The following is a 15826-nucleotide window of genomic DNA, read 5'->3' on the forward strand; positions in this document are numbered from 1 at the left end:
GGGTCGAACACTTGCCTATCTTTTTCGCGGCTTGAGAGTGGGGCGTCGAGTAGTTTCCAGAGACCCCTCCGGAGATTTATAATCGGTGTGGTCGGAAGTGACTGTCCGTGAAGCGATACCGCAACGGCTGGTGGCTCGAAGTCAAGTACTGGGACGAGGGACTCACCCAGCGCGAGATCGCCGAGGAGTGCGGTGTCTCACCGCGGCTGATACGGAAGTACATGAACCGATTCGACATTCCGACGCGAGAGATGCGCGGTGAGAACCATCCGATGCACGGCCGAGAGCGAACGGAGGAGGAGAAGCGGAAGATCTCGGAATCGCTCGATGGTCGGTCGCTTTCAGACGAGACTCGTCGGAAGATATCGGAGGCACAACGAGGCCGTGAACTACCCGAGAACGTCCGGGAGAAGATCGCCGAGTCGCTCGAGGGACTTAATCGGTCGGAGGCCACTCGTCGCAAGATGAGCGAATCGACCGCCGGGGAGACGAATCCGAACTGGCGTGGAGGGTACAGCGATCGGTACGGTCCCGGCTGGTCGGTCGCACGCGAGAACATTCTGAAACGAGATGAAGTGTGCCAACACTGTGGTCGCGATGGAACGAATCATCAACTCGACGTCCATCACATCATCCCGGTCAGAGTGTTTCGACAGGCCGACCATCTCTCTCTCGGGGACGCACACGACGAGCGAAATCTCGTCCTTCTGTGTAGCCGCTGCCACGGACGAGCAGATCACGGGCAAATCGAGTTCGATGCTCCGGTGGAGTTGCTCTTCGAGCCGAAACGAAAGGGAAGTTCCGAGAGCGGGTCCACCAATTCGCACCCCGGCGGAAGAGCGATTTAGTGTAGTTTATAAGTATGCAGGTCAATCGTCAGAATGCGTTCGGGAGCGGCCCGGACGGAAACGGAAGCTCCGTTGGTGTAGCCCGGCCAATCATTTCGGCCTTTCGAGCCGATGACCTGGGTTCAAATCCCAGACGGAGCACTTCTCGACGTTCAATTCGCGAGCGATAGCGCTACTCGTTACTCCTCCAAAGACGGACAATCTGGCCGTTCACAGCCGAACGACCGCTACCGGTCGGCGTCGCCCCGCTCGAAATCGACGCCCCGAATCTCGAATCGGGCACCGCCGTCCGCCCCGTCGGTCACCGAGATGTCCCAGCCGTGGACGTTCACGATGTCCTGGACCACCGCGAGGCCGATTCCCGTCCCGCTGCCCGAGGTGTAGCCGTACTCGAACACCTCGTCGCGGCTCTCCGGCGGAACTCCCGGCCCGTCGTCCTCGACGTAAAATCCGCCGTCGAAGCTCCCGACCCGGACCTCGATGCCGTCGCCTTGCTCTACCGCGTTGCGGAACAGGTTCTCCAGCACCGTCTGGAGCTGGTCGGCGGCGGCGACCACCGTGGCGGCGTCCGCCTCGACCCGGAGGGTCGCGTCGTCGGTCTCGACGTTCTGCCACGCGCGCTCGCTCGCCGCGGAGAGCGCGACCGGTTCGGTATCAGAGTCTCCCTCTCCCTGGCGGGTCGTCGTCAGCAGATTCTCGATGATGGTCTCCATCCGGTCGAGCGCCTGGTCAACCTGGTCGAAGTCGTCCGGGTCGCCCTCCTCGCGCGCCATGTCCAGGTACATCTGGGCGATGGACAGCGGGTTGCGCAGGCCGTGGGAGACCACGCTGGCGAACCGCTCCAGGCGACGTTCGTGTTCCTTGCGCTCGGTGATGTCCAGCGCCAGGGTCATCCCCATCGAGACCTCGTCGCCGCTGCCGATGGGGACCGCGTGGAGGATCCACTCCCGGCCGGCGTACGTGACTTCGACCGACTCGTGGGAGCCCGCCAGTGCGGTCCGGAGCGCGGCGTCCACTGTCTCGGCCACCGTCTCGTCGTTCCACACCTCCAGGGGCCGTCGGCCCTCGACGTCCTCGGGCGAGACGTCGAGGTAATCGAACGCCTGCCCGGCGGCGAGCGTGTACTCGCGGTCTTGGTCGAACAGCGTGACCAGTCCGTTCGGGAAGTTCTCGGCGAGCGTCCGGTATCGACGCTCGGACTCGCGGAGTTCCCGCTCGCGCTCTTTGCGCTCGGTGACGTCGCGGTCCGAGACGATGACCGACACGACCTCGCCGTCGTCGTCGGTCACGGGCCTGAAGACGCCGTTGATGACGTAGCGCTCGCCGTCCGGCCGGGTGAGGTCGGCCTCGAAGTCGACGTACTCGCCGGACGCGGCCCGCTCGACCCACTTCCGGACGTCGTCCTGAATCTCGTCGCCCTTGCCCCACCAGGGCGTCTCCCAGAACGGCTCGCCGGTCACCTCGGCGAGGTCGGCGTCGATGTACTCCATCGCGGTATGGTTGATGTCGAGGACGGTCCCGTCCGGGTTGAGCAGGCCGACCAGGATGTTGGGGTCCTCGAACACCGCTTCGAACCGGCGCTCCTTCTCCCGGAGCTCCTGCTGGCGCTCCTTGCGTTCGGAGACGTTGCGGAAGTAGACGGACAGTCCGCTCTCGGAGGGGTAGACGTTCGTCTCGACCCAGAAGTCCAGCGGCGGGAAGTAGAGCTCGTAGCTCGTCGGCTCCTGGGTCTCCATCGCGGTGTGGAAGCTGTCCCGGACGGCCTCGTTCTCGGCGGCCCCCGGGAACACGTCCCAGAGACTCTCGCCGAGGAGGTCCTCCTCGTCGCGATCGAGGAGCTGCTCGGCCCGCTCGTTGACGTGGGTGAACCGGTACTCCTCGTCGAGAGCGTAGAAGGCGTCGGAGACCCGACCGAAGACCTCGCTGAGTTCGGTCGCGAGACCGCGCTCGCGCTCCTTGAGATCGGTGATGTCCTCGCCGGTCGTGATGACCCGTTCGAGGTCGCCGTCGGGGCCGAACACCGGGGCGGCGTTGACCGAGAGCCAGGTCCGCTCGCCGTCGGCGTTCTCGACCGCTATCTCCTCGTTGTACACCGGGTCGCCCGTCTCGCGGACCCGGGCCGGGGGTAGCTCGTCGCGGGCGAGCGGCTCGCCGCTCTCGTCGTAGATGGTCGCGTCGACCGCGCTCTTGGCCTCGGCGTCGCCCCGGAGCTCGCGCTCGGACGCGCCGAGGACCGCCTGGGCGCGCTCGTTCGCGAGCAGGACGTTCCCCTCCCCGTCCTGGACCCAGATGGCGACCGGCGACGTCTTCAGCAGCTGTTCGGTCTGGTCGCGCTCCCGCCGGAGCCGTCGCTCGCTCTCCGGTCGCCCGGTCGGCCACCACACGCGGCCCTCGTCGCCGACGCGCTTGGTCGCGAGGGCGCCCCGCTCGACCAGTTCGTCGAGCCGCTCGGTCGCCGTCCGCCGGGTCCAATCGAGTTCTTCGGCCAGTTCGCCCGCCGTGACCGGCTCGCGTTCGGCACCCAGTCGTTCGAGCGCGTCCCGGGTTTCGGCGAGCGGAGTCTGGCCCGAATCCATACCTCTGTTTCACCGATTGGTGAACATAGTGGTTGGGAATCGAGACACGTACTGCCACCCGATCCGTCCCGGTAGCCGCCGCGACACCAGGAGAGTTCGCCGGCCCGACGCCTGCTCACTCGAACCAGAGGTCGCCGAACGACTCGAAGAACGGGCTGCCGGTGTCGATGCGCTCGTAGCGCGCCCGGAGGTCGCGGGCCGCGTCCTCGACGGCGTCGGCGTGGGCGTCGAACCGCTCGCGGTACGACCCCTCCAGCCGCTTGCTGACGTACGCCCGGAGCGACGCCTCGCTCTCCAGCGCCTCGAACACCGCGTCGTCGCCGGTCGGCAGGTCCCGTTCGTCGGGCGCGACGACGTGGGCGAGCACGACCCGGTTCGCGGCCAGCGCCTCCAGGCCGGCGTCGATGGCTCCGACGTCGCCGAGGAAGTCGCTGCAGACGACCACAAGCGCCTTCGAGTCGATGGTGGCGGCGTAGTCGGCCAGCGCCGCCTCGAAGTCGGCCTCCCCGTCGGGGTCGACCGCGTTGCACCGCTCGACCAGGCCGAGAACTTCGCCGCGGTTCGACCGCCCGCGGTCGAGGCGCTCGGCGGTCGCGCCGAACGTCGCGAACCGGAAGTCGTTGTGCTCGCGGGCGGTCAGGTAGGCGAACCCGAGTCCCAGTTTCGCGGCGTACTCGAACTTGTGGGCGTCGCCCTCGCCGAAGTCCATCGACGCGCTGGCGTCGACCAGGACGTGGACCGTGAAGTTGCGCTCGGCCTCGAACTGCTTGACGTACAGCTCGTCGGTCCGGGCGTAGAGGTTCCAGTCGATGAACCGGGGCTCGTCGCCCGGCGCGTACCGCCGGTAGTCGGCGAACGTCAGCCCCTCGCCGACCGCGTCGGTCCGGCGCTCGCCCTGACGGCTGGACCGGGCGTCGCGGTCGCCGGCGTCGTCGAACCGGTCGAGTTCGTCGAGGAACTCGGTCGTTATCATCGGTCCTCGACCAGTTCCGTCACGACGTCGTCGGGGGTCAGCCCCTCGCGCTCGGCCCGGAAGTCGACCACGACGCGGTGGCGCAGCACCGGCACCGCCATCGCGGTCACGTCCTCGCCACTGACGTGGGTCCGGCCCTCCACGAGCGCGCGGGCCTTCGCGGCCCGGACCAGCGACATGCTGGCCCGGGGGCTCGCGCCGTACTCCAGGTCGGCTGCGGTCCGGGTGTCGCGCACGACGTCGACCGCCAGGTCCCGGAGGTCGTCGGCGATGGGGACCTGGTGGGTGAGCTGCTGCATCGTGCGGAGGTCGCCGGCCGACACCTGTGGCTCGACCGCGACCGAGGCGTCGACGTCCCGGGTGTACCGGTCGACGATCTCGCGCTCGGCCTGGGCGTCGGGGTAGTCGACGAGTATCTTCATCAGGAAGCGGTCGGTCTGGGCCTCGGGCAGCGGGTAGGTCCCCTCCTGATCGATGGGGTTCTGGGTCGCCAGGACGAAGAACGGCTCGGGCAGGTCGTAGGTCTCGTTGCCGGCGGTCACCTGGCCCTCCTCCATCGCCTCGAGCAGCGCCGACTGGGTCTTCGGGGTCGCGCGGTTGATCTCGTCGGAGAGCACGAGGTTGGCGAACACCGGCCCCTTCTCGAAGGTGAACGTCCGGCCGGTCTCGGTCTCCCGTACCATCTCGGTCCCGACCACGTCGGAGGGCATCAGGTCGGGCGTGTTCTGGATGCGCGAGAACGAGAGGTCGGTCACCGCCGCGAGCGTCCGGACAAGCAGCGTCTTGCCCAGCCCGGGCGTGCTCTCCAGCAGCGCGTTGCCGTCGCAGAGCAGGCAGGCCAGCACCTGGTCGACCACCTGCTCCTGGCCCACGATGCGCTTTCGCACCTCGGACCGGATCGCCTGGATGCGGTTCGTCACGTCGTCTATCGCCGGGTGTCTGTCAGTCATCGGTCGTGTTTCCTCCGAGTTCGTGCGCGTACCGCCGGACGAGCGCCGCGTCCTCGACGCGCTCGGGCGAGGCGAACCCCGCCCGCCGGGCGTCGACGCCGCCGTCGGGACCGGCCGAGTCGCCGGCCTCGGTCTCGTAGTTCCAGTCGCGCTCGCCCTCGCCGCCGGGGCTCGCGGAGACCGCGGCCGAGAGGTTCTCCGAGCCCGCGGTCACGTCGGTCGGCTCGCCCAGCACCTCGTCGCCGCTCCGGAGCTCCGCGCTCCGGTTCGAGAGCGGCGCCCGGTCGTCCGAACCGTGGGCCGGGCCGGTCGAGCCCGTTCCCGATCCCGCGACGCCCGCACCGAGATCGAGGCCCACGACCGCGGTCTGGACCGACGCCAGGCTCAGCGCGAGCGCCAGCCCGACGGTCGCGGCCAGCCGGGTCGCGTCGAGCAGCCCGACGCTGGAGGACTCCCGGAGCCGGTCGAGGACGTCGGCGTACAGCGCCCGCGTCATGGGGTTCTCCCGGTAGGCGCCGGCCGCGTCGCGGGCGGTCCGGAGCGCCTCGCTCACCGCGGGGTTGGCGTCCTCGAACCGCTCGGCGGCGGGCCGGCGCGCCCTGACGGCGAACTCCGCGGCGAAGGCGACCGCGCCGGCGACCAGTCCGACCAGGGTGCCGAGGTCGGGCGCGGGCAACCCCAGCGAGCCGAACGACGCCCGGGCCACCGCGGCGTCCAGCGCCGGGACGCCGGCGACGCCGGCCGCCAGGTCGACCGCCAGCAGGACGCAGACCGCGTCGAGGCTGGCGTAGACGAACGCCGCCTTGCGGACCTCCCGGCGGACCTCGGCGAGCGCGGCCCGGATCTCGTCGGGGGTCGCATCCGCGCCATCAGCCGAAGGCCCCGGGTCGTCTGGGGGAGACCCGGAGTCGCCGTCTGCGTCGACCCCCGGTTCGGACTCCCCGGTCATCGCCGCACCTCCGCCCTGACGGCGTCGACGCGACGACCGTCCGTCGACCCCGCCTCGGACTGACGACTCCGGAGCGGGTCGGGGCCGGTCAGGGCGCTCGACCGGGACTGTTCCAGCTCCTCGATGCGCTCCTGGAGTCGCTCGACCTTCGTCCGGAGCTCCTCGATGGTCTGGTTCTTCCGAACGAGCGTGCGCTCCTGGCGCTCGACCGTCTCGTTGACCCGCTCGAGGGTCCGGTTGCGGGCGTCGGCCACGGTCTGGAGCCGGTCGACGGTGTCGTTGAGTTCGTCGGTGCGCTCCCGGACCGCCTCCAGCCGGCGCTCCAGCCGGTCGCGCTCGTCCCGGAGCGTCGCGAGCCGGTTCCGGACCTGCTCGAGCTTCCGCTCGGTCCCGTTGAGCTCCGCCCGGGTCTCGTTGAGCCGTTGCTCGGTCGCCCGCAACTGCTCGGACACCGCCTCGATGTCCGAGAGCCGGGTCCGGAGCGTCCGGTTGATGTTCTGGAGCGAGGCGTTCAACTGGTCGATTCGCTGCTGCTTGCGTTCGACCGTCGCCGCCAGCGCGTCGTTCCGGTCGGCAAGCTGCCGGTTCTCGGTCCGGAGCCGGTCGACCGACTCCTCGTAGTAGACGGTCGTCCCGACCAGCCCGGCCGCCGACAGCGCGACCAGCAGCGCCAGCGCGACGTTGATGGTGTCGCCGATGTAGCTCACGGTATCACTCCCTGACCGCGGTGGCGGCGGAGCCGCCGGACGCAGATCTCGCCGACCAGCACGACCAGCCCCGCCAGCAGGGCGGCCCAGTCCCACGACCGCTCGACGCGGCGCTCCCGGGTCGCCTGGCGGACGACCGCGTCGGCGATGGCCGCGGGGTCGTCGGGCGAGAACGCCCGGCCGCCGGTCCGCTCGACGGCGCGCTTCAGGGCCGGCGAGACGCCGAGGGCCGCGTACTCGGCCGGATAGTTCACCGCGAACGCGCTGCCGAGCACCTCGCGGTAGCCGGGGTCGGTCGGCGCGACCGTCGCCTCGTAGCGTCCCGGTGCGACCCGGGCGAACGAGAGGTTCGTCGGTTCGGGCGGCTGCCGGCCGGCGTACACCACCGTCGTCGACTCGCCGACCCGGGTGTCCGGCGCGGCCACGACGCCGGTGGCCTTCCGCTGGGGGTCGCCGATGGCCCAGTTGACCGACCGCGAGACCAGCAGCGAGTTCGGCTCCGAGAGCAGGTCGCCGAGGCCGCCGTCGGCGCCGTACGCCGTGACCGCGGCGACCCGACCGAGGCCGAACCGCCACGTCGACAGGGCGGGCGCGCCGGTGCCGGTCGCCACCAGCAGGTCCGCGCCGTCCTTGACGCTGACGTCGTTGGTGCCCGCCAGCGACGCGGTCGGCGACGCGCCTCGGGTCACGAAGTGGCCATCGTCGACCACGACCGCGTGGTCGCCGCTGTAGCGCCGGTTCGGGCCGCCGAACTCGACCCTGAGCCGGTCGGTCTGGTCGGCCAGCAGGAACGACCCGTCGGTGCGCTCGGCGACCCCGCGGAGCAGGCGCTGGTTCACCTCGCCGACGCCCACGCTAACCACGCGGACGCCCCGGTCGGCGAGCCGCCGGGCGGCCGAGAACGCCGGCTTGCGCGCGTCCCGACCGTCGCTCAGCAGGATGACGGTGCCGCCGCCGTCGCCGAGCAGTTGAGAGGCGCCGATCAGCCCGGCGCCGACGTCGGTCGTCCCGCCGCTCCGGAGGCTGCGTATCTTGCGCTTCAGCGTCTCCCGGTTGCCCTCCAGCGACCGGACGTCGGCGACCCGGTAGGCGCTCCCGTCGAACGCGACGACGCCGACCTCGTTGCCGTCGCCGAGCTGGCCGAGCACGTCGAGCGCGAGCGCCTTCTGGACCCGCATGCCGGCCTTCGCGCTGCCCGAGACGTCGACCGCCAGCGCGACCCGGGACGTCTCGCCGGTCGACTCGCCGACCTCGACCGGGAGCAGCGACGAGATGCGGGAGTTGCCGTACTCGCCCTTCCCGAACGCGTGGTCGCCGCCGACCGTCAGGAGCCCGCCGCCGTCGATGACGAACTCCTGGAGCGCGCCGACGTCGCCGAGGTGGGGCGCGGCGACGTCCTGGACGACGACCGCGTAGTAGTCCTCGAGGTCGGCCGGCACCGACTCCGCCCGGGTCACGTTGTACAGCTCCCGGAGGTAGTCCTCGAGGGCGTGGTCGCCCCGGCTCACGTACAGCACCTCGGGCCGGTCGACGACCTGGACCGTCTTCCGGGCGACGTCGTTGACCCCGAAGGCGTCGTCGCCCGACAGCCGGGCCGTGACGCGGTGGGGCCCGGTGGCGCTGAAGTTGCGGGTCACCGCGAACGACCCGTCGTCGGGGACCTCCCGGGACGCGACCTCGGAGCCGTCGACCGACACCGTGACCGCCGCGCCGGCGGGCGGTCCGTCCACGCCGGCGACCGCGACCTCGAACCGGGTCTCGACGCCGACGCTGGCCTTCCGCGGGCCGGAGACGGTGACGCGGGCGTCCGACCGGTTCGTCCGGAGCGCGACCCGGTTGACGGTCGCGTTCACGGAGCGAGCGAGGTCGGCGGCCCGCGAGAGCGAGGCGCCGCCGGTGGCCCGCCCGTCGGAGACCACCAGCAGGCTCCCGTTCGGTCGGAGGTTGGCGACGACGCCCGACCCGACCCGCGACCGGTTGCCCGCGGCGACGGTGACCCGGTCGACCGCGACGCCCTCGGCCTCGATTCCGGCCGCGAGGTCGGCGGCGACCGGTTCGTGGACGCCCATGCTGGCCGACTCGTCGACGACCACGGTGACCCACGGGTCGCCCGCCGTCGTCGCGGTGGTGACGGTCGTCGGGCCCGCGGCCGCGACCACCAGGCAGGTGACGACGACGAAGCGACTCGCCCAGAGACCGGCCCTGGCGCGGCGGCTCGGGCCGTCGGGCTGGCCTTCCTCGCGGTCGTCTTCGACCGGACCGCCGCGCCGGACCACGAGCGCCCAGAGGACGACCGCGGCGACCGGGACGCCCGCGAGGACGACCGGCCGGGCGAACTCGACCTGGGGACCGCTCGGCACCGCCATCAGAGGTCACCCCGGTAGCGCAGCACGGCCAGTTCCAGCACGACGAGCAGGACCGCGACGCCCGCCACCGCCGGCGTCAGCGTCTGGGGGACGGTCGTCGTCTCGTCGTCGTCGCTCCCGTCACGGGCCGTCCCGCCCTCGGTCACTGACGGGGCGGTGACGTTCGACTCCGCGGCGCTGGCCAGCGACGCGCCGTAGCGCCGGTCACCGACCCCGTAGAAGCCGATCCGCCGGAGCGTGACGGGACCGGTCTGCCGGCCGCCGCCGGGCGTCCTGACGGTGGCGTTCCCGTCGACCGAGAGCGCCGTGCCGGTCCGGCGGTTCGTCGCCGACAGCGACTCGCGGCCGGTCAGTTCGTACGCGACGCGCTTCCAGAACACCGGGTACCGGTAGTTGTGCTCGAACGACGACCCCTCGGCCGTATAGCCGTAGTAGAACAGCCGACCGCCGTCGAGTCGGGCGGTCGCGAGCAGCGGCGTCCCGTTGACCGTCCGGAGCAGCGCCCGCCCGGCCCGAAGGTCGGCCCGCACGTAGCGCTTCGGCGCCGGGAACGTCACGTCCGCCGTGAGCGTGCTGGTCGCCGGCTGGCGGACGGCCGGGTCCGAGCCGGTCCCGTTGGGCACGACCGGCAGCAGGTCGCCGTAACCGACCGCCGAGAGGTTCGACTGGGCCTGGACCACAACGCCGCCGCCCGCCGACAGCGTCTCGCGGGCGACCCGGAGCGTCCCGTCGAGCAGGCGGCCGGGGGTGACGTCGCCGAACACCACGAGGTCGTAGGTCCTCGAGATGGACGCCGGCGGGTGTTTGACGGTCACCCGGGTCCCCCGGATGACGCGCAGCGCGGTGACGAGCGGTCGGTTCGCGTCGTTCGTGACCACGAGCACGTCGATGGTCGGGTCCTCCGGTGCGGCGATCGCCAGCCGGTCGTCGACCGCGAACGAGTCGCCGGGTGCGAGTCGGACGCGACCGCCGCCCGCGGGCACCGGGAGCGTTGCGGTCGCGACCTCGCCCGGCCCGAGGGTCACGGACTCGGTCGCGTCGCCGAGCGCGACCTCCCGGGTCGCCTCGCGGTCGCCGAAGTTCTTCGCCCGGACGGTCGCGGTTCCGTTCGAGAACGAGTAGTCGACCAGGCCGACGTTGGCCGCGCCGCCGCGGGCGAACTGCCGGAGGTCGACCGCGTACCCCCGGGCGCGGGCCGCCACGACCGCCGACCGCCAGTCGCCCGAGGCGAAGTCGCTCAGCACGACGATGCGGGCGTCCTCGCCCGCGACCGCCGCGGCCCGGCTCACGCCGTCCCGGAGGTCCCCCGGCGCGCCGCTGACCCGGAGGTCGTCGAGGACCGACGTCGCCTCCGCTGCCGGCGCGCGCCGGGTTCGGACCGCGGTCTCGGCGCCGGCGACGACCACCGAGGTCTCGCTCGTCGCGACGTCCTTCGCGGCCCGGACCGCCCGGTCGAACCGTGCGACGCCGCCGGCCTCGGTCGCCATGCTGGCGGAGGCGTCGACCACGACCACGGTCTCCGAGACCGTCTTGCGCTCGGCGACGGGGACGTATGGGGCGGCCAGCGACGCCGCGACCGCCGCGATGGCCAGCAGCTGGATCAGCAGGAGCGCGTTGCGCCGGAGCCGGCGGAGCGCGGGGTGGCGCCGGCGCTCCTCGCGGTCGCCCAGCAGGAACTCGACCGCGGGGAACCGGACCCGCTCGGGGTCGGGTCTGAGCAGATAGAGCGCTATCACCGGTATCACGGCCGCCAGCGCCGCGAGGCCGAGCGGCCGGAGGAACACCGACGAGAGCGCGTCCGCGAGAGTCACGGGTCGACGGCCACCTCGGGGGCCAGCGTCGTCCGCCGAGCGCGGGTCGCGGGGCTACGTGTCGGTGCCATCGTTCGTGATTCGCCCGCGAGGGGAGTCGTGGAGGGCGAGCGGGCGAGTTACCGGGTGTGCTCGCGGATAGTGTAAATAGCTTTTCATCCTGCGAGGGCGTCGGCGCGTACCACGCGCTGTACCCGGCGGCGGGACACTGCGACGTCCCGCACGTGCTCGGCGCGCTCGACGCCCGGGGCGTCCGGACCGAGAACACGACAGTCTGACCGACGACGAATTCCACGGAGAGTCGGGTCGACGGGCGGTTCGGGGTCGACCTCGTCGCCCGGTTTTACATTCGCGGCGGGGGTCCCGGTCGCGCTCCACGTGGCCCGCTGCTCCGGCCCCGATGCAACGGCCCGTCCCGCAGGTCGACGTCCGAGACGAGTGGCGAGGTCAGTCCGGCGTCACGTTGCCGGCCCGCCGCGTGACGCTGAACGACACCTGGTCGTCGGTCTCGCCCTCGGCCTCGACCACCAGCGTGTAGACGCCGGGTTCGAGGCCGTCAGTGTCCATCGCGACCGACCAGTTGCCGTCCGCGTTCCAGTCGTGGGTCCAGACGGGCGGGAGTCGTCCGGCCGACGGCCCGTCGACCGCCTCGATACGGATGGTGTTCTCCCCGGGGAAGAGGTTGGTGCGCCCGGCGACGACCATCCGTTCGCCGGCGGTGATCGAGTAGATCCGTCCGGGAACGAACTGGCTCTCGGTCGCGACGGTCGTGATCCGGGTGGTGGGGTCGACGTAGTCGAACTGCTCGGCGATGAGGAGGTCGTCGCTTCCCGCCTCGTCGACGGTCTGGTCCAGGAACCGCTCGCTGACCTGCCGGGCGTCGAGCCTCGCGGTGCTGCCGGCGACGTACTCGGCCAGCGAGTCGAGCGTCGCGTTCGCTCCGTCGGGGAGCCGGCCGTCGCCCGGGACGTCGTCCCTGCCGAGCGCGAGCACGTACGCTCGCACGGGGCCCTCGGCGAACGGTCGGCCGTCGACGGTCCGGAGCGGCACGTCGGCGTCGAACGACCCGTTGCCCCGCGGGACCGTTATCCGGTCGGTCCCGACGCGGCCGCGCGAGTCGACGAGCACGACCAGCAGCTCCCGGCCGCCGCGAGCGGTCCCGCGGACCGTGACCTCCGCGTTCGAGGTCGCCACCTGGGACGCGACCGTCCGGAAGCTGCCCCTCAGCCGCGCACGGTTCACCCGAATCGGGGTCTGGCCGCCCTCGGTCTCCACGAACCGGGCCGGGTCGATGCTGGACGGGAGCGTCCCGTTCCCGCCGACGGCGGTCGCGTTCACCACCCCGATTCGGTAGCTGCCGGGGTACGACAGCACCCGGCTGGCGTTCGAGAGCACGAGGTTCCTGACCGACCAGTTGCCCCGCTCGTCGACCGGCACCCGGTCGTCGCCGTCGAGTTCGCCGTCGCGATTGACGTCGAGCAACTGCCAGTCGCCGCCGCCCGATGCGTAGACTGCGACCGAATCGGTGGTCGCGTTGGCCGTCCCGGACACGTTGACCGCCTGCCCGACGAAGTACGTCCCTTCGGGCGAAGAGATGCGTATCGACTCGTGGGAGGCGGTCGCGACGGGCGCAAAGAACGCCCAGAGGGTGCCGACCGATACCGCAAGCGCGACGACGACGGCCAGGAGTGGTTTCGTACGGGCCATCGTGTTTCTTGTGAACTAGTGCCATGGCTTCGGTCCTTATCCTTGTTCGGGCTATCAGCGGGACGTGAAGTACATTCGGCGTCAGGAGACGACCGTCACGTCGACCTGCCGGGTCCGCGGGCCGTCGCACTCCACGAACAGCACAGACTGCCACGGCCCGAGCGCGAGGTCGCCGTCCTCGACCGGGATGCTTACCGACTCGCCGAGCAGGGTCGCCCGGAGGTGGGCGTCGGCGTTGTCGTCGATGCGGTCGTGGCTGTAGTCGCCGTCGCTCGGGACGACGTCCTCCGCAACGCCTCGATGTCGGCGAGCAGCCTCGATTCGGCCTCCTGGACGACCACCCCGGCGGTGGTGTGCCGGACGAAGACGGTGCAGAGCCCGGTCGCGTCGTCGGGCACCTCGGCGGCCACGCGGTCGGTCACGTCGACGACCTGGGTGCGCTCGTCGGTCCGAACCTCGAACATGGCCGGGGGTTCGGGGGCGAGCGCCGTAGGTGCTCCGGGTCTCGAAGCGATACTTCGTTCTCCACGTCGGCGCGCGCTGGGGCGGCCCGCCAGTGGCCGCCCCATCGTTGCGCGAGGTCTTCGGGAACGAAGCGACCGAAGGCTCGTCGGAGCTTGCCTCCGACGGTGGACGAGGAGCGCAGTGAGCGCAGCGAGCGAGCACCGCAGGAGGCTGGGGAGGGGTGAGGCCGTCGCGGTGCGGTGGCGGTGCTGTGTGGGACATATGTGACGGCAGTAGCTAGCTCCGAGTCGTCCCGATCGAGTAACTGTGGCCGGTCATTCTCGGCATCGTTCGAGCAGGTAGTCGTCCAGGAATACGAATCACGACCGAACGACACGGATGTCCTCCTCGCCGCTTCAGGAGCCACTTTAATCCCGGCGCGCCAACGACGAACCGACATGACCGACAGCCCCGACGTAGTGGTCCTGCGCAAGAGCACGCACGGCGTCCCGGTCTCCGAGTACGTCGCGGAACTCCGCGAGCGACTCCCCGAGCACGACGTGCGCCACGCCCGGACCCCGACCGAGGAGCGCGATCTCCTCGCCGACGCCCGGGTCGTCGCCGGGATGGAACTGGACGAGGAGCTGCTGGCCCACGCCGACGAACTGGAGCTGTTCGCGTGCGCCTACGCCGGCACCGGCCACCTGCCGCTGGACGCGCTCGAGGAGCGCGGCGTGGCGGTCACGAACGCCTCGGGCGTCCACGGGCCGAACATCGGCGAGCACGTGCTGGGCAACATCCTGGTCTTCGCCCGCCGGCTCCACGAGGGGTGGCGCCGCCAGCGGGAGCGCGAGTGGCGCCACTTCCAGGCCCACGAGCTCCGGGGCAGCACCGTCACGGTGGTCGGCCTGGGCGCCATCGGCCAGTCGGTGGTCGAGCGACTGCAGGGATTTGGCGTCGATACCATCGGCGTGCGCTACACCCCCGAGAAGGGCGGCCCGACCGACGAGGTGGTCGGGTTCGGGGGCTCCGAGTTCGAGGACGCGCTGGCCCGGACCGACTACCTCGTGCTGGCCTGCCCGCTGACCGACACCACGCGGGGGCTGATCGGCGAGGCCGAACTCAAGACGCTCTCGCCCGAGGCCGTGCTGGTCAACGTCGCCCGCGGGCCGGTGGTCGACACCGACGCGCTGCTCTGGGCGCTCCGGGGCAACCACCTCCGGGGCGCGGCGCTCGACGTGACCGACCCCGAGCCGCTGCCCGAGGACCACGCGCTCTGGAACCTGGAGAACTGCCTGATAACGCCCCACTGCTCGGGCCAGACGCCCGAGTACTACGCGCGGCTGGCCGACATCGTGGCCGAGAACGTCCGGCGACTGGACGCCGGCGAGGAGCTGACGAACCGGGTGGTCTGAGGACCCGCCGATGGGTCTGACCGTCGCTCCCCTACCCTACCCCGAGCGCCGGGCCAGCGACAGGAAGATGGCGCCGAACAGGCCGGCCATCAGGGCGGCGTAGACGAGGACGGCGCCGCCGCGGGGGGTCGGCCCGGTCGGGTCGACGGTCAGCAGCAGGCCCGCGAACGCGAGCAGTCCGACGCCGAACACCGCCAGGGTCGCCCGGATCGCGGGGTTGGTCGGGTCGGACTCCGGCGGGTCGGCGGCGACCCCGGCGTCGAGCGCCGCGCGGAGGGCGTCGTCCACGCCCGCAGGGACGACCAGAAACCGCGGTGTGGTTGGCGTCATCGCGCCGGCGACGTACGAGAGCCGGTAGACGACGAGGCCGCCGAGACCGACCCGCCGGACCCCGTCGAGGGCCGAGAGATCGATATCGGTCCCGCAGTAGGTCAGCGTCTCGGCGTCCGAGCGGAGTTCGCCCTCGGACGTGAGCGCCGAGACGGCGACCATCGGCACCGCGATGGTGCCGAACACGACGAGGAAGAACTCGATATCGCCGAGTCGGACGCCGAGCCAGACGACGCCGGCGCCGAACGCCGTCGCGGCCGCGAGGCCCAGCCACCCCGAGTCGTGGAGCGCCCCGTGTAGCAGCGCGAGGCGGTCGGAGGTCCCGGTACGGAAAGCTGTGATTTGGGGCGCAATGCGTGCTGCCGTGAATAGCAGCGCGAAGAGGAGCGCGACCGCGATGCCGTACCTCCCCGACAGGAACGAGCCGGCCGTGAACGCCACCGCCGCGACGCCGGCCGCGAGCGCCATCGCCGCGAGTACGCCGAACGACGCCCCGGCCAGCGCGCGGAGCAGTCGCGACTCGGCGACCGTGTGCGACCACTCGACGTCCGCCGCGTCGGCGTCCTGCGCGGGAGTGGTCTCGCTGGCCGACAGTTCGTTCGCCATCACGAGCGGCGGTACGCACCGGGTGGTGATAAATGTCGGTTCGGAAACGTGCACCGGACTTGGTCGGCCAGCGACCGCAGCCCGAGTCGGGGAATTTCGCACCGAGCGAAAGGTTAGAGTCGAGTTAGGTTCGGTGCACGAAAA

General features: G+C 71.2%; 12 protein-coding genes, 1 tRNA gene and 1 pseudogene. 4 read left to right on the forward strand and 10 right to left on the reverse strand.

The annotated features are described in order from the left end of the window. The first annotated feature begins 107 nt into the window (after window positions 1-107). Together DVR07_RS09235 and DVR07_RS09240 are read left to right on the forward strand one after the other, a co-directional pair. Window positions 108-848 (forward strand): NUMOD3 domain-containing DNA-binding protein, encoded by a 741-nt coding sequence (locus DVR07_RS09235; protein WP_115796626.1) that lies wholly within the window; start codon window positions 108-110, stop codon window positions 846-848. Window positions 849-914: 66 nt separating this feature from the next. Then, window positions 915-989: transfer RNA gene (locus tag DVR07_RS09240), tRNA-Glu, on the forward strand. Between the two features lie 86 nt (window positions 990-1075). Here DVR07_RS09240 and DVR07_RS09245 read toward each other — a convergent pair. The 7 genes from DVR07_RS09245 to DVR07_RS09275 form a co-directional block, all read right to left on the reverse strand. Further along, the gene (locus DVR07_RS09245) at window positions 1076-3424 is read right to left on the reverse strand and encodes a PAS domain-containing protein (protein ID WP_115796628.1); all 2349 of its coding nucleotides are present in this window, start codon (window positions 3422-3424) and stop codon (window positions 1076-1078) included. A gap of 115 nt (window positions 3425-3539) precedes the next feature. Continuing rightward, on the reverse strand, window positions 3540-4397 hold the full coding sequence (locus DVR07_RS09250; RefSeq protein ID WP_115796630.1) for a DUF58 domain-containing protein: 858 nt from the start codon (window positions 4395-4397) through the stop codon (window positions 3540-3542). After that, entirely contained in the window at window positions 4394-5347 is a 954-nt protein-coding gene (locus tag DVR07_RS09255; RefSeq protein WP_115796632.1) for an AAA family ATPase, read from the reverse strand. Before DVR07_RS09255 ends, DVR07_RS09250 begins: the two co-directional genes overlap by 4 nt. Then, the gene (locus tag DVR07_RS09260) at window positions 5340-6296 is read right to left on the reverse strand and encodes a DUF7502 family protein (protein WP_115796634.1); all 957 of its coding nucleotides are present in this window, start codon (window positions 6294-6296) and stop codon (window positions 5340-5342) included. Before DVR07_RS09260 ends, DVR07_RS09255 begins: the two co-directional genes overlap by 8 nt. Then, complete coding sequence (locus DVR07_RS09265; protein ID WP_115796636.1) at window positions 6293-7003, reverse strand: hypothetical protein; 711 nt, start codon at window positions 7001-7003, stop codon at window positions 6293-6295. The genes DVR07_RS09260 and DVR07_RS09265 overlap by 4 nt, the downstream gene beginning before the upstream one ends. After that, a complete protein-coding gene (locus DVR07_RS09270) occupies window positions 7000-9369 on the reverse strand; it encodes a VWA domain-containing protein (protein WP_115796638.1) in 2370 nt (789 codons plus the stop codon). Before DVR07_RS09270 ends, DVR07_RS09265 begins: the two co-directional genes overlap by 4 nt. Continuing rightward, entirely contained in the window at window positions 9369-11180 is a 1812-nt protein-coding gene (locus DVR07_RS09275; RefSeq protein WP_115796640.1) for a vWA domain-containing protein, read from the reverse strand. The genes DVR07_RS09270 and DVR07_RS09275 overlap by 1 nt, the downstream gene beginning before the upstream one ends. Window positions 11181-11308: 128 nt before the next feature. Here DVR07_RS09275 and DVR07_RS21480 point away from each other — a divergent pair, with 128 nt between their 5' ends. Next, window positions 11309-11458: a hypothetical protein gene (locus DVR07_RS21480; protein ID WP_162829494.1), complete on the forward strand. Its 150-nt coding sequence runs from the start codon at window positions 11309-11311 to the stop codon at window positions 11456-11458. A 169-nt stretch (window positions 11459-11627) separates the two neighbouring features. Here the strand turns inward: DVR07_RS21480 and DVR07_RS09280 are convergent, their stop codons facing one another. Both DVR07_RS09280 and DVR07_RS09285 read right to left on the reverse strand, forming a co-directional pair. Next, a complete protein-coding gene (locus tag DVR07_RS09280; RefSeq protein ID WP_115796642.1) occupies window positions 11628-12887 on the reverse strand; it encodes a hypothetical protein in 1260 nt (419 codons plus the stop codon). 81 nt (window positions 12888-12968) lie between these two features. Beyond that, window positions 12969-13351, reverse strand: a pseudogene (locus DVR07_RS09285) (secondary thiamine-phosphate synthase enzyme YjbQ). A gap of 438 nt (window positions 13352-13789) precedes the next feature. On the opposite strand from DVR07_RS09285, the gene DVR07_RS09290 reads away from it, so the two are divergent. Next, complete coding sequence (locus DVR07_RS09290) at window positions 13790-14746, forward strand: D-2-hydroxyacid dehydrogenase (protein WP_115796643.1); 957 nt, start codon at window positions 13790-13792, stop codon at window positions 14744-14746. 36 nt (window positions 14747-14782) lie between these two features. On the opposite strand, the gene DVR07_RS09295 is transcribed toward DVR07_RS09290, so the two are convergent. Beyond that, a complete protein-coding gene (locus tag DVR07_RS09295; protein WP_115796645.1) occupies window positions 14783-15682 on the reverse strand; it encodes a hypothetical protein in 900 nt (299 codons plus the stop codon). Between the last annotated feature and the right edge of the window lie 144 nt (window positions 15683-15826).

Origin of the sequence: Halorussus rarus (assembly GCF_003369835.1) — an archaeon.
Taxonomy (GTDB): Archaea; Halobacteriota; Halobacteria; order Halobacteriales; family Haladaptataceae; genus Halorussus; species Halorussus rarus.

Bases quoted from the DNA above. Each gene is read 5' to 3' on its own strand.
- DVR07_RS09245 (WP_115796628.1), bottom strand. From the start codon at position 3,424: ATGGATTCGGGCCAGACTCCGCTCGCCGAAACCCGGGACGCGCTCGAA.
- DVR07_RS09255 (WP_115796632.1), bottom strand. From the start codon at position 5,347: ATGACTGACAGACACCCGGCGATAGACGACGTGACGAACCGCATCCAG.
- DVR07_RS09280 (WP_115796642.1), bottom strand. From the start codon at position 12,887: ATGGCCCGTACGAAACCACTCCTGGCCGTCGTCGTCGCGCTTGCGGTA.
- DVR07_RS09290 (WP_115796643.1), top strand. From the start codon at position 13,790: ATGACCGACAGCCCCGACGTAGTGGTCCTGCGCAAGAGCACGCACGGC.
- DVR07_RS09260 (WP_115796634.1), bottom strand. From the start codon at position 6,296: ATGACCGGGGAGTCCGAACCGGGGGTCGACGCAGACGGCGACTCCGGG.
- DVR07_RS09270 (WP_115796638.1), bottom strand. From the start codon at position 9,369: ATGGCGGTGCCGAGCGGTCCCCAGGTCGAGTTCGCCCGGCCGGTCGTC.
- DVR07_RS09250 (WP_115796630.1), bottom strand. From the start codon at position 4,397: ATGATAACGACCGAGTTCCTCGACGAACTCGACCGGTTCGACGACGCC.
- DVR07_RS09295 (WP_115796645.1), bottom strand. From the start codon at position 15,682: ATGGCGAACGAACTGTCGGCCAGCGAGACCACTCCCGCGCAGGACGCC.